We start from the raw sequence: 12,857 nt of genomic DNA on the forward strand, positions 1-12,857 counted from the left end.
CTTATGAAACGCTTATATTGGATGCCTGTTTTGGCTGCAAGCATGTTATTGGGTGCATGTGCATCAACGGTTAAGCCAGCTTATGTATCGCCGACACAATATCAAGCACTGAATTGCCAGCAGTTGCAAGCCGAGTACAACCGTATTCAGCTCTATATCGAAAATGGTGTGCAAACGCCAAAACGTACAGGTGTGGGTGTCGGTCTTGGCCTTGGTGGTGGCTGGGGCAGAGGCGGTTGGGGCTTTGGTCCATCGATCTCGGTCAATATGGGACAGTCGATGAATACCAAAAATACCGAACTTGCTAATGTATTAGGCCAACAAGATGCGATTGTACAGGCAGCAAAATTTAAAGGTTGCCCAATCATTGTAAAACAACGCCCAAAATCGTAAATTTTGAGAACTGATCGTCATCGCACAAGATGGCGTTCAGCAACTAAATTATAGCAAAATGTTTCAAAATAAAATGATAAAAATCAAATAATTGAATTGGTAATGCCTCGTAACTTACTGATTTATCTCGTCCAGTCACACTGCTAAAATTTGTGTTTTTGCCCTAAATTCGTTTAAGGTGGCGCCCATGTATAGTCGTTCGGTATGTATATGATTGAGAGTTGGTTTTTTGTTTTGGCGATGTTGGCGGTATTGTTAATACCAGGTCCGACCAATGCTTTGCTTGCCAGTGCAACACATCAACACGGTGTACCAAAAACGATGACTTTTATCCCAATTGAATGGTTGGGTTATCTGTATGGCATTAGTTTATGGGCGCTTTTCATTCATTTATTTGATCCGATTTGGCCCGCAATTGGCGCGATTCTACATACGCTCAGTTTGCTCTACGTGCTGTGGATGGCATTCCATCTGTGGAAAGGCTCACACCTACAAAAATTAGATCAGCATCACCAACATATTCGTAAAAGACAGTTATTTCTCTCAACCCTCAAAAATCCGAAAACGGTATTGTTGGCTTCTGGGATTTTTCCAGCTGAAACATGGAACTCGATTGAGCAAGCCGTGCTGGTTTTTGCGATTTTTAGTCTTATTCTGATTCCAGTCAGTATTTTTTGGATGCTATTTGGACGTGCTTTACTGGCGGGAAGTTTGGTTGGAATCAAAGCCGATCATCTATATAAAGGATCGGCCATGTTATTACTGATTTGTATGCTGCCCATGATCTTTCGTTTGTTTTAGACCAAGCTTCAATTTATTAGGCTTTGGCGCCCTTCATTTTCTGGCGAATAAATCCAATCACACCCGGTAATACACTGATAATAATGATACCGAAAATTAAATGGGTAAAATTATCTTTTACGATTGGCATATTCCCGAATAAATAGCCAAGGGTAATGAAAGATGCGATCCAGCAGAATGCACCTACTACGTTATAAGTCAGGAAGTACTTATAGTTCATGCTACCCGCACCCGCCACAAAGGGAGCGAAGGTCCGTGCAAAAGGAATGAATCGAGCGAAAATAATGGTTTTACCACCGTGACGCTGAAAGAACGCTTGGGTTTTAATCAAATGTTGTTTATTGATAAAACGTGAATTGGTTTCAAATACGCGTGGACCAATATAGCGACCAATATGATAGTTTAAGGTGTCACCTAAAACGGCAGCGATAAATAATAGAATGCCAAGCACCCATGGATCCATTGCGCCTGTAGATGCTGCTAATGCACCAGCAGCAAATAACAAGCTATCTCCTGGTAAAAATGGCATCACCACTAAACCAGTTTCAACAAAAATAATTAAGAATAAAATGGCATAAATCCAAACGCCATAATTGGTAATAAATTCTAAAAGGTGTTCGTCAACGTGCAGAATAAAATCAATGAGTTCCATGAAGGTGTTAACACTATGAATGTGGACTAAATCCTAGCAGTGCCTCTGTAGAAAGTCAGTATAAAAAGCAAATTAATTGGTAACTTTTCAGCATGGATGAGGAGAGGTAGGAGACCCGAAAAATATTTTTATTGTTGCAAATAAGGAACGATATGTTAACTAAATTAGTGTTTATTGCAAAATTAAAGACGCATAAACTGCTAGCATGTTAAAAAACAAACAGTGTGGAATTGATTATGTTTAATCCGAATGTTGTTGTAAAAAATATCGTAACACAGTCTGGCGTGGCTAATGTTGTCACTTTGATTGCTCGTTTGTTATTGGCTTATATTTTTCTTGTTGCAGGGTGGGGCAAGATTGTAGGCTATGCGGGTACAGTGGGTTATATGGAATCCATGGGTGTTCCGGGTGCTTTATTACCTTTGGTGATCTTGGTTGAGTTTGGTGGTGGCTTGGCTCTACTATTTGGTTTCCAAACACGTTTTGCATCTTTGGGTTTAGGGCTTTTTAGTATTATTACGGCCTTTATCTTCCATAGCGGTGCAGAAGATGCCATTAACTTTATGAAAAACTTTGCGATGGCGGGCGGCTTCTTTATGCTGATGCTCTATGGCGCAGGTCGTATCAGCCTCGATCATCTGATTGAAAAATAATAAGCTCATGAGAGATTGCCCCGCGCTCAGTCGCGGGGAATTCGTATGTCTCTACTCGCTTACTTACAAACTGAAGCCGACAGCCGTGCTTATTTCTGTTTAGATCATAAATGGTTAAAACAAATAGGACATGAAAATGAAAAAAATGTTGATCGGTTGTGGGTTGGTGGTCGTTACAGGTTTATCGAGCCTAGCATGGGCCGGTAAGGATGATCATGTATTGGTACAGGAAGCGACAAAGAATGTGGTGACGGTAAGCCAAGTCGCGAAATTGGCCGATGAAACCGGTGTCACTCTGACGGGCCAGATTAGCAAACACTTGAAAAGCGACCATTATGAGTTTAAAGATTCGAGCGGTACGATTAGCGTCGAAATTGATGGTGATATTTGGCGTCAAGCAGGGCTAAAAGTGGGTGATCATGTACGTTTAGTGGGTGAAGTGGATACCCATCGCTATAAACCAACCGATATCGAAGTGATTAAAGTTGAAAAATACACGCATCGATAAGCGCATAAAAAAGGAAGCATGAGCTTCCTTTTTTTCTTTTTAGATGAAAGTGTTAGAGCATGAAATGAATCTGCATTTCCCCGACGAGGAAACCCAGCACAGCACCGACAATAATCAATGACCATTCATCTTCTTTGAAGGCAGGACGTAGCATGCCTTCGAACTCTTCTGGACTCAGTTTCTGCATACGCTCAACCAAGGTATTCCGCACATTCATCGCATCTTCAGCATAAGACTCCACATAGCGCATGGTGTCTGGAAGTTGCTTGAGAATACGCTCTGCCACTTCGGCTTTCAGGTTTTGGTATTTTTCACCGCCAATCGCATAGACCACTAATGGACGCACAATACCGGCTTGTAAATCAATTTCCTGTTTGACTTGGCGGCTGACTAATTCAATCACTTTGTCTGAATGTGTGCCTGAGAATAGTTCTTCCATCATATTACGTGAAGTCAGCAACTGTTTGGAAATGAGTGCGGCATAATCCGCAGCCACTTCATTTTGGCGTTTAATGAATAAACCTTGCCATGTGTAACCCATAATCTTTTTCGGATACAACGGTCGGAACATCATTTGCAAGGCCATCCAGTCGCTAAAGAAGCCGACAAAGCCACCAAACATCGGCAGCATCCATGGGTATTTACCTTGGGTCACGATCCAGCACAGCATTTGTACCACACCAATCGCAAAACCAAACACGAAACCGACATTACTAAAGAATTTGAATTCCTGTTTGCCGACTTTCTTAAAGATTTCGTTGAGCAGGCGTTTGTCTTTGAGTAGGTTGTTGACCACCATATGTTTGATGTCGAAGTACTTGGCAACATCTTTCTGTACTTCACTCATAATATGTTCAACAATTTCTGGCGCTTTGGCTTGAACACGTTTAATCAGTTTTTGTCGTGCAAACTCAGGCATGCCTTCCCATAGGCCAGGTTGGTATTGTTGTGCCACTTCTCGGGTAATGTCCTCAGCGGCTGCCATCAATGGTTTTTCAATTTCTTGGGCAATCCGTTTGGGATCGAGTCGGGCAAAAATTTCTTCGGGTTTAATCAGCTTGGAGGTCATCAACTCCACTGCTGTGGTGGCCATCTTCTCTGCTTTACGGGGAACAATCCCTTGCCATCCGAGTGGAAGACCAAATAATCGCAATCCTTTAAATTCAAGTGGCGAAAACATCATTTGAATAGCAATGACTTTGGTCACATAGCCAATAAAGCCACTGATAAAGGGGATTGAAATATATAACCAGAAATTCTGTTGAAAATCCGCAATCATTTCTTGAAACATTATTTTATTGGTCCTTCAAGTCCTAATTGTTGCTCGTGGTCGGGCAAGCGCTAGATGATAGTGAAATATTTTCGGCCATTGGTGAAACACCACGACCCTTAATTTTTTGAGTTACCCTTTTATTTTTCCTTTGAATCAGGACATCACAATCGTATAAAAAGGCAACGATGCTGTCGATTGAATACCTTTCCGTGGTAGTACATATCTTGACTCGTCATCTTAGCACCAATTTTTGCTTTATGTTGAGCAGAATGGGCAAGAATTGTTGATTAAACTCTCCTTATTTTAGCTTTTGCGGTTTAATTTTAGTTTAAATATCAGTGTCGATTGCTCAATCCAATGAAAAAACAAGATAGATGATGAATTGCGATGCGTCAAAGCGTGAAAAATGTTAGAATGTGGCGCTTAATTCATTTGCCTTTAAGATGAACCATGACGACCAATACTCAAATTACTGAAGATCGTATCCTTATTCTGGATTTCGGCTCTCAATATAGCCAGCTCATTGCACGTCGTGTGCGTGAAGCGGGTGTCTATTCTGAAATGTATGCATTCGATATGTCTGAAGAAGACATTCGTGCGTTTAATCCGAACGGGATTATTTTGTCAGGTGGCCCTGAGAGCGTACATGAAGAAGGCAGCCCACGCGCGCCGCAAGTTGTATTTGAATTAGGCGTACCAGTGTTGGGTATTTGCTATGGTTTACAAACCATGTCTGAACAACTTGGCGGTAAAGTAGAGCCTGGTACAGTGCATGAGTTTGGTTATGCAGAAGTAGACATTCTAGTACGTGATCATTTGATTGGTAACTTGCAAGATCGCGAGAACCAACTTCATGTATGGATGAGTCATGGCGATAAAGTAAGTGCGATTCCGGAAGGTTTCCAAGTCACTGCAAGCACACCTAGCTGTCCATTTGCTGCGGTGAGTGATGAAACACGTCGTTTCTATGGCGTTCAGTTCCACCCAGAAGTGACTCACACGGCAAAAGGTGCTGAATTACTGTCGAATTTCGTACATCAGATTTGTGGTTGCCGCGGTCTTTGGACACCTGAACACATTATCGACTTACGCGTAGAACAGTTACGTGCACAAATTGGCGATGAAAAAGTTCTATTAGGTTTGTCTGGTGGTGTGGATTCATCTGTGGTTGCTGCGTTATTGCATAAAGCTATTGGCGATCAGTTGACCTGCGTATTTGTAGATAATGGTTTACTTCGTTTAAACGAAGGCGATCAAGTGATGCAAATGTTTGCAGAAAACATGGGGATCCGTGTGATCCGTGCTGATGCTGAACAGCGCTTCTTAACTGCGTTGGCAGGTGAAGTTGATCCTGAGAAAAAGCGTAAAATCATTGGTCGTGAGTTCATCGCAGTTTTTGCCGAAGAAGCGCGTAAACTTGATGGCGTGAAATTCTTGGCACAAGGTACGATTTATCCTGACGTAATTGAATCTGCTGCAAGCAAACAAGGTAAAGCACACGTGATTAAATCACACCACAACGTGGGTGGTTTACCTGATGACCTAGAGTTTGAATTGGTTGAGCCATTACGTGACTTGTTTAAAGACGAAGTACGTAAATTAGGTACAACAATTGGTTTACCGCATAGCATGATTTACCGTCATCCGTTCCCAGGTCCAGGTTTGGGCGTGCGTATCTTGGGTGAAGTGAAAAAAGAATATGCTGATATTCTTCGTCTTGCTGACGACATCTTTATGCAAGAACTGCGTGACAGCGGTTGGTACGATAAAACTGCACAAGCATTTGCAGTATTCCAACCTGTAAAATCAGTGGGTGTTGTTGGTGATGGTCGCCGCTATGCATGGGTGATTGCACTTCGTGCCGTAGAAACCGTTGACTTTATGACAGCACGCTTTGCACATCTTCCATATGAATTGGTTGATAAAATCTCAACCCGTATCATGAACGAAATTAAAGATGTTTCACGCGTCGTCTACGACGTGTCATCTAAACCACCAGCAACGATTGAGTGGGAATAAGACCAAGGGCAGGATGAGAATCCTGCCTTTTTTATGTGATTGACAAAGAGGTCAAGCATGTCCGAAACCTTGCAACTCGAACAGTTAACAGGATCTTTACAGCAGCTTTTGGGTGAGTCCCTGTTTGCCATTTATCTGTATGGATCAGCCGTTGATGGCGGGCTAGGTCCAGAAAGTGATCTGGATGTTTTGGTTGTGGTGAGTCAAGCCCTGAAACTCCAGCAACGACAACAACTGGCAGAAACCTTATTACACATTTCGCATCCGATTGGTGCTGCACAACGTGCACTTGAAGTCACCATCGTACGCAAAGATCATATTGTTTCAGGAAGTTATCCACTCAGTTACGAACTACAGTTCGGGGAGTGGTTGCGGGATGAGTTAAGCCAAGGTGCTATACTTAGCGAACATGCAGACCCAGATCTGAGTATTTTGCTGAAGAAAGCACAAATGCATCATCGTACTTTGTTCGGACCAAGCTTGACACAGTGGTCAGCTGAGATTCCTGTACAGCAACTCTGGCAGGCGATGGCAGACACCTATCCATCGATTGTGGCGCATTGGGATGAGGATGCCGATGAACGTAATCAGATTTTGGCCTTATGCCGTATTTATTTTAGTTTGGTGACGAATGAGATTGCACCTAAAGATCAGGCTGCACAATGGGTGGTTGCTCAGTTACTACCGCAACATCAGCCTGTTTTGCAGCGCATGATCCAAGAATATAAAGGTAAGATTGGCAAGCAAAATTGGCAACAACAGCATCAGGCTTTAGGCCCTGTTGTTGATTTTCTCAGTATGAAAATAAAAGTGCTTTTAGAACAAAAAATACATAAATAATAAACAGTAAAGGACATTGCTTGGGTTGTTGCATGGATAAGACTTAGTATTGCAAGAACAGACTATTCAAGTAGGCGTGATTAGACCTAACATCAGTCTATGACTAAACCCTGATGGGGAGTGCCTTTTGAATCAGATTGTTGAAATGCAAACTTATATCGCAGTGGTTGAAGCAGGCAGTATTACCCATGCAGCGAAACGTTTGGGCATTACCAAATCGGTGGTGAGTCAACGGATTCAACAATTGGAACAGCGTTTATCTGCCGCACTGATTCATCGTGGTCGGAGTATGTTACTCACCGAGGCTGGGCAGGAATTTTATCGGCAGTCGACCAAGATTCTGGCGGAGTTAAGTGATTTGGAAGCGTCCATTAGTGCTCGGCATGAGCATTTAAGTGGCAGTTTTCGTTTATCGGTACCACAAGCATTTAACATTCAATTTCTCGCGCCTTATTTGGCGGAATTCATGCAGTTGTACCCTGAGCTCAAGCTGGATATTGAGTCGAGTGATCAATTCGTCAATTTGAATAATGGTCATTATGATGCAGCGATTCGGATGGGGGAGCTACCTGACTCCAACCTGATCAGCCAGAGCATTGCACCGAATCATCATTATATTTGTGCAAGTCCAGACTACTTAAAAGTACATGGAAGACCAACACATCCGAATGAGCTGTTGCGCCATCGTGGTCTGTTGTACCTGCCTCGGGAACCGCACGGCATGTGGCAACTCCCTGTCGCCGGTATGAAGGCATTCTTCCGAATTTCACCTTATCTACGTACAGATAGTGGTCATCAATTATTGGAAGCTGCCAAGCTGGGCTTGGGGATTGCGATTTTACCAAGCTTTCTTGCCGCAGACGCCATTTGCCAGCAGCAACTCAAGGTGATTTTGCCTGAGTTCTCACCTTCGGGAGGCAATATTTCTGTGGTTTACCGCTTGTCGAATCGAGCTTCACCTAAAATTCAAGCTTTGGTTGATTTTCTATCCACAAAAATTGGTCATCCTGCACCTTGGGATAGCCAGATTCAGAACATTTTGCGGCAGTCGTCCTAAGGGAATGTTCGGAAAAAGCGAATCATAGTTTTGTTTTTTGTGGTCTAGCGAACAAAAATCATCATTTGGTAGGGTGTTTGCCTCGCTTTAACCCTTGTTGATATCGGGTGATCTCAGAAGATCGAGAATTCAATCCGCATTTACGCTAGCGATGAATTGCCATTACAAGTCGAACCCATGAATCCAAAGTAACTTGCAAGTGTGGTTTAGAAATAGCATGGGTTGCAGTCTGGCACTTACTTAGATTGTTGATTGTGTGAGTGAAATATGATGGTGAACACGCTAGCAAACCGATATTTGATTGAGGACTCAGCCGATCTTCTCTTATTTTCATTTTAGGATGTGCAGATGAATAGACTAGCTAAAAACTGGATTAATGGTGAGTGGGTGGACTCTCATCAGCATATACAGTCGATTAATCCAGCAACATATGAAGTGATTGGTCAATATGCCAATGCGACGGTAGAGCAGGCGCAGAGTGCCATATTGGCCGCAAAGACTGCATTTAAAGAAAACGATTGGAAGCGTGACCGTCGGTTACGCGCAAAAGTACTCAATGAAATGGCTGATGCTTTTGAACGCCATGCAGATGAGTTGATTGAGATCCTTGCCACTGAAAATGGAAAAATTAAAGCAGAAGCCAGCTTTGAAGTGACGATGGTTCCTGCCAAATTACGTTATTACGCGGCATTAACCCTGACCGAGTACGGTCGAGCATTAGAACCAAAGCCAGGCAGCTATTCCATGGTTTTGCGTGAACCAATGGGTGTATCTGGCATTATCGTACCGTGGAATTCTCCAGTGGTTTTAATGATTCGTTCACTGGCACCTGCATTGGCCGCGGGCACCACAACAGTCATTAAGATGCCCGGTCAAACTGCACAAACCAATGCTGTGATCTCCCGAATTTTTTCTGAGCTTCCTTCATTACCACAGGGTGTGATCAATCTTTTTAGTGAGTCGACTGGAGGTGGAGCACGCCTATTGGTTGAATCTGCAGATGTTCCTGTGATTAGCTTTACCGGCAGCACGGCAACTGGTAAGGCCATTTCGGCAACAGGTGCACAACATCTGAAACGATTTGGCTTAGAGCTGGGGGGTAAAACGCCGATGATCGTGTTTAAAGATGCTGATCTCGATCTGGTCTTGCCGAAGTTAGAAAAAGCGCTCACCATCTTCGCTGGGCAGTTCTGTATGACCGGTTCACGTTTATTGGTGCAGCGTGAGCTCGCTGATGAACTAAAACAGAAACTGGCTCAGCGCTTGGAAGCGGTTAAAGTTGGCCCTGCTGCTGATCCAAGCAGTGATATGGGACCATTGATCGACAAAAATAATGTAGCACGAGTCGATGCGGTGGTTGAAAAAGCGATTGCCGAAGGAGCGACGGTCATTGTTCGTGGTGGGCCGATCACTGAGGGTGAGTTGGCGAAAGGGGCTTTCTACCGCCCAACCTTGCTTGAAGTGAATGATAATTCGATGGACATCATTCAGGAAGAAACCTTTGGGCCAGTGCTGACTTTACAGGTGTTTGATACGGAAGCGGAAGCGATTGCGCTCGCCAATGACAATCAATATGGTTTAGCGGCTTCAATCTGGAGTCGTGATGTGGAGTTACCATTGCGGGTGGCGACGGAAATGGAAGCGGGTACGGTTTGGATCAATGATTGGGCTGTGGTTTATGATGAGTTTGAGGAAGGCGGTTTCAAAAATTCTGGACTTGGCCGAATGAATGGTATGGCGGCGATGGATGACTTTATTGAATATAAGCACATTACCATTTCAACCGGTATTTCTAGAGCGGAATAGGTGTTCTGTTCGTCATTGAATCAGATATCAAATAGCGCATCGATTTCGATGCGCTATTTTATTTTAACCCTGCTCTAAGCATTAGGCCGAGAACAGTTTAAAGCAAATTTGCCTTAACCACTGATTACTTGGGGTCTGATGGACACGTGAATGCCAGTGTTGTTTGACACTGAATTGAGGGAAATTATAAGGCGGTTCAAAAGTTTTGAGTCCACCTTGGGTCATAAACACCTGCGCCAGATAGTGAGGGATTGTCGCAATGGTATCCGTATCTCGGACAATCAGACCAACTCCCAAATAGCTCGGTAAACGTACCAGAATATTTCGATTGACGCCGTGTTTTTGCAGCTCATGTTCCACCACATAATGTCCCCCAGTCGCCAAGATATCGACATGTAATTCCTGAGCGAACTCCAACGCAGACAGGCTGGTTCCTGTCAGTCTCGGATGCTGTTGACTGGCGATACAGGTGTAATGTTGCTGAAACAGGGTTTGTTGGTAAAAACCAGCTTCCAACTGAGGCAGAAATCCAATGGCAAGATCAATATCCCCATTCGACATCATTGGTGCGGTTTGGCTATCAATCGGTAAAATTTCCAGACGAATTGAGGGGGCATGCTGGCGCATGTAATTCATTAGACGTGGTAAAAATACCAAATGACTGATGTCGGTCATGCTGATACGGAATTGATAAGTCGAAGTCTGTGGATCAAAGTCAATATTGTAATTCTGGACTAACTTCAAGCGGTTTAAGATTTCTACCACCATCGGATAGATCTGTTGAGCAAGCTCAGTGGGCTGCATTTTATTTTCAATACGCACAAACAGTGGATCACGAAAATGTGCTCTGAGTTTATTCAGTGCAATACTCAAGGTGGGTTGACCAATACCAAGCTGTTCCGCTGCTTTAGAAATACTTTTGTGCTGATAAATTTCAAAGAAAATTTTCAGCAGTCTTGTATCCAGATCAAACATGTCGATGAACTACCGTATTGATTTTATCAATACAGCCTATTGTTTTTTGTGCATAGATTCAACACATCCTGATTGCTACATTGAGCCAACACCGAATATTGATGAAATTATCGTCATTAGTATTGTGCTCCATGGGCAGAAAAAGGAATGACATATGGAACAGTTAGGCACGCTCGAAGAGCTACCAGAACGTTATCGTGAAGAACTGAATGCATCCAATCTGGTGCCATTGTGGCCCAATCTAAGAAGTTTTATTCCACCTCATAAACCAAGACCGCAAACGGTTGCAACGGCTTGGTATTTTCAGCAAATCAAACCACTGTTGTTAGAAGCAGGTGAGTTAACACCGATTGAAAAGGCAGAGCGTCGTGTCTTGGCACTCGCCAACCCTGGTCATGGTTTGGAGAATATGAAAGTCAGCCCAGCCATGTATTTAGGTATGCAATTGTTGCTTCCGCAAGAGTGGGCGCCTGCACATCGACATGCACCGAATGCGGTGCGCCTCATTGTTGAAGGAGAGGGTGCCTATACCACGGTCGAAGGGCAAAAATGCATTATGGAACATGGCGACATGATCCTGACGCCTTCTGGTTTGTGGCATGAGCATGGGCATGATGGTGATCAACCTGTGATCTGGATGGATATCCTAGATTTACCGCTGGTTTACTACATGGAAGCCTCTTTTGTTGAAGAGGGTCGCCGTCAGGAAGTGGATCGGATTAATCAAGGTTCTACGCCTCAATATGCAGCGGGTATCGTGCCTACACCACATTTTAATCGTGAAGATGCGCCTTATCCGATGATGCGTTATGCCTGGAAAGACACCAAAAAAGTATTGGATACCTTGGCTGAAAAAGCTGGCTATCAGGACCCGTTACAAGTGGCTTATGTCAATCCTGAAACAGGTAAAGACTGTCAGAACATTCTGGGTTATTCAGCTTTACTTCTGCGTCCGAATGAAACGCTGTCTTTGCCTTTGCGTTCCACTGCACAGGTCTTTCATGTCATTGAAGGTGGACTGACCATTCAGATTGATCAACAGGACTTCCATTTAACCCAAGCGGATACCGCATGTGCACCATGTTTTGCTGCTATTGATTTAATCAATACATCTGCGCAGCCATGCTATGTGTTTATTGCCGATGAGGCACCTTTGCAACGTAAATTAGGCTTGTATTCGGTACGTGAACGCCATGCTGAAGGAGTGAGCCCATGAAACTGTATGGATTTTTCCGTAGTGGCACCTCGCACCGTACCCGCATTGTACTGAATCTCAAGGGTTTGGATTATGAGGCGAGCTATGTATCGCTGGCGAAAAATGAGCATCATCAAGCTGCTTTTCAAAGGCTAAATCCACAGGGTTTTGTTCCCGTCTTGGAAACGGAGGCGGGGATGCTGTTACAAAGCCCTGCCATTATCGAATGGTTAGAACAGCAATACTCTGAGCCTGCTTTGCTGCCAGCAGATGCGTTGGGTAAAGAGAAAGTACGTGCCATTGCAGCCTTGATCGGATGCGATATTCATCCCTTAAACAATAAGCGTGTACTGGAGTATTTACGCCAGCTTGGACTGGATCAGCATCAGATCAATGCTTGGTGTGCCAAGTGGATTCAGGATGGTTTTTCAGCCTTAGAGCAGATATTGGCTGAAGATCCAACTCGGGAAAAGTTCTGCTATGGCAAGCAAGTCAGCATTGCCGATGCGTATTTGATTCCACAAGTGGTATCGGCACAACGCTTTCAGGTCGACCTGTCGGCTTATCCTCAAATTAATGAAATTTATCAGCATTGTATGACCCTTGACGCATTCCAGAAAGCTGCGCCTGAACAGCAGGCCGATGCGTTTTAAGGCTCTGATTTAACTTATATCAACAAGGAATA

Annotated in this window: 13 protein-coding genes; 10 read left to right on the forward strand and 3 right to left on the reverse strand. The window is 43.7% G+C overall.

Annotated features, from left to right (window positions below):
• Window positions 1-3: 3 nt before the first annotated feature.
• Together WA352_RS17430 and WA352_RS17435 are read left to right on the forward strand one after the other, a co-directional pair.
• On the forward strand, window positions 4-393 hold the full coding sequence (locus WA352_RS17430) for a hypothetical protein (RefSeq protein WP_004801913.1): 390 nt from the start codon (window positions 4-6) through the stop codon (window positions 391-393).
• A 210-nt stretch (window positions 394-603) separates the two neighbouring features.
• Entirely contained in the window at window positions 604-1,194 is a 591-nt protein-coding gene (locus WA352_RS17435) for a LysE family translocator (protein WP_005319775.1), read from the forward strand.
• A 16-nt stretch (window positions 1,195-1,210) separates the two neighbouring features.
• On the opposite strand, the gene WA352_RS17440 is transcribed toward WA352_RS17435, so the two are convergent.
• Window positions 1,211-1,846 (reverse strand): DedA family protein, encoded by a 636-nt coding sequence (locus tag WA352_RS17440; protein WP_005319773.1) that lies wholly within the window; start codon window positions 1,844-1,846, stop codon window positions 1,211-1,213.
• Between the two features lie 236 nt (window positions 1,847-2,082).
• Here WA352_RS17440 and WA352_RS17445 point away from each other — a divergent pair, with 236 nt between their 5' ends.
• Window positions 2,083-2,499, forward strand: a complete 417-nt coding sequence (locus WA352_RS17445; protein ID WP_004801921.1) for a DoxX family protein — start codon at window positions 2,083-2,085, stop codon at window positions 2,497-2,499.
• Between the two features lie 136 nt (window positions 2,500-2,635).
• Complete coding sequence (locus tag WA352_RS17450; RefSeq protein WP_005319771.1) at window positions 2,636-3,007, forward strand: NirD/YgiW/YdeI family stress tolerance protein; 372 nt, start codon at window positions 2,636-2,638, stop codon at window positions 3,005-3,007.
• Window positions 3,008-3,059: 52 nt separating this feature from the next.
• On the opposite strand, the gene WA352_RS17455 is transcribed toward WA352_RS17450, so the two are convergent.
• Window positions 3,060-4,286, reverse strand: coding sequence for a DUF445 family protein (locus tag WA352_RS17455; RefSeq protein WP_171061146.1), 1,227 nt, complete (start codon window positions 4,284-4,286; stop codon window positions 3,060-3,062).
• 444 nt (window positions 4,287-4,730) lie between these two features.
• Here WA352_RS17455 and guaA point away from each other — a divergent pair, with 444 nt between their 5' ends.
• From guaA to WA352_RS17475, 4 genes are all read left to right on the forward strand, one after another.
• A complete protein-coding gene (guaA, locus tag WA352_RS17460) occupies window positions 4,731-6,299 on the forward strand; it encodes a glutamine-hydrolyzing GMP synthase (protein WP_005200744.1) in 1,569 nt (522 codons plus the stop codon).
• A 57-nt stretch (window positions 6,300-6,356) separates the two neighbouring features.
• Entirely contained in the window at window positions 6,357-7,139 is a 783-nt protein-coding gene (locus WA352_RS17465; protein WP_005319767.1) for an ANT(3'')-II family aminoglycoside nucleotidyltransferase, read from the forward strand.
• A gap of 127 nt (window positions 7,140-7,266) precedes the next feature.
• Window positions 7,267-8,196 carry a LysR family transcriptional regulator gene (locus WA352_RS17470; RefSeq protein WP_005319765.1) on the forward strand — a complete coding sequence of 310 codons (930 nt, stop codon included), beginning with the start codon at window positions 7,267-7,269 and terminating at the stop codon, window positions 8,194-8,196.
• A 348-nt stretch (window positions 8,197-8,544) separates the two neighbouring features.
• Window positions 8,545-10,002 (forward strand): aldehyde dehydrogenase family protein, encoded by a 1,458-nt coding sequence (locus tag WA352_RS17475; protein ID WP_005319763.1) that lies wholly within the window; start codon window positions 8,545-8,547, stop codon window positions 10,000-10,002.
• An 81-nt stretch (window positions 10,003-10,083) separates the two neighbouring features.
• Here the strand turns inward: WA352_RS17475 and WA352_RS17480 are convergent, their stop codons facing one another.
• Window positions 10,084-10,977 (reverse strand): LysR family transcriptional regulator, encoded by an 894-nt coding sequence (locus WA352_RS17480; RefSeq protein ID WP_005319759.1) that lies wholly within the window; start codon window positions 10,975-10,977, stop codon window positions 10,084-10,086.
• Window positions 10,978-11,131: 154 nt separating this feature from the next.
• On the opposite strand from WA352_RS17480, the gene WA352_RS17485 reads away from it, so the two are divergent.
• Both WA352_RS17485 and maiA read left to right on the forward strand, forming a co-directional pair.
• On the forward strand, window positions 11,132-12,193 hold the full coding sequence (locus WA352_RS17485) for a cupin domain-containing protein (protein WP_005319756.1): 1,062 nt from the start codon (window positions 11,132-11,134) through the stop codon (window positions 12,191-12,193).
• Window positions 12,190-12,825, forward strand: coding sequence for a maleylacetoacetate isomerase (maiA, locus tag WA352_RS17490; protein ID WP_005319754.1), 636 nt, complete (start codon window positions 12,190-12,192; stop codon window positions 12,823-12,825). The genes WA352_RS17485 and maiA overlap by 4 nt, the downstream gene beginning before the upstream one ends.
• Window positions 12,826-12,857: the final 32 nt, after the last annotated feature.

The organism is Acinetobacter sp. 102 (genome assembly GCF_037028485.1).
GTDB classification, from domain to species: domain Bacteria; phylum Pseudomonadota; class Gammaproteobacteria; order Pseudomonadales; family Moraxellaceae; genus Acinetobacter; species Acinetobacter higginsii.

Coding starts and splice junctions, on each gene's coding strand:
- guaA (WP_005200744.1), top strand. CDS start 4,731: ATGACGACCAATACTCAAATTACTGAAGATCGTATCCTTATTCTGGAT.
- WA352_RS17465 (WP_005319767.1), top strand. CDS start 6,357: ATGTCCGAAACCTTGCAACTCGAACAGTTAACAGGATCTTTACAGCAG.
- WA352_RS17475 (WP_005319763.1), top strand. CDS start 8,545: ATGAATAGACTAGCTAAAAACTGGATTAATGGTGAGTGGGTGGACTCT.
- WA352_RS17450 (WP_005319771.1), top strand. CDS start 2,636: ATGAAAAAAATGTTGATCGGTTGTGGGTTGGTGGTCGTTACAGGTTTA.
- WA352_RS17485 (WP_005319756.1), top strand. CDS start 11,132: ATGGAACAGTTAGGCACGCTCGAAGAGCTACCAGAACGTTATCGTGAA.
- WA352_RS17480 (WP_005319759.1), bottom strand. CDS start 10,977: ATGTTTGATCTGGATACAAGACTGCTGAAAATTTTCTTTGAAATTTAT.
- WA352_RS17430 (WP_004801913.1), top strand. CDS start 4: ATGAAACGCTTATATTGGATGCCTGTTTTGGCTGCAAGCATGTTATTG.
- WA352_RS17435 (WP_005319775.1), top strand. CDS start 604: ATGATTGAGAGTTGGTTTTTTGTTTTGGCGATGTTGGCGGTATTGTTA.
- WA352_RS17440 (WP_005319773.1), bottom strand. CDS start 1,846: ATGGAACTCATTGATTTTATTCTGCACGTTGACGAACACCTTTTAGAA.
- maiA (WP_005319754.1), top strand. CDS start 12,190: ATGAAACTGTATGGATTTTTCCGTAGTGGCACCTCGCACCGTACCCGC.
- WA352_RS17455 (WP_171061146.1), bottom strand. CDS start 4,286: ATGATTGCGGATTTTCAACAGAATTTCTGGTTATATATTTCAATCCCC.
- WA352_RS17445 (WP_004801921.1), top strand. CDS start 2,083: ATGTTTAATCCGAATGTTGTTGTAAAAAATATCGTAACACAGTCTGGC.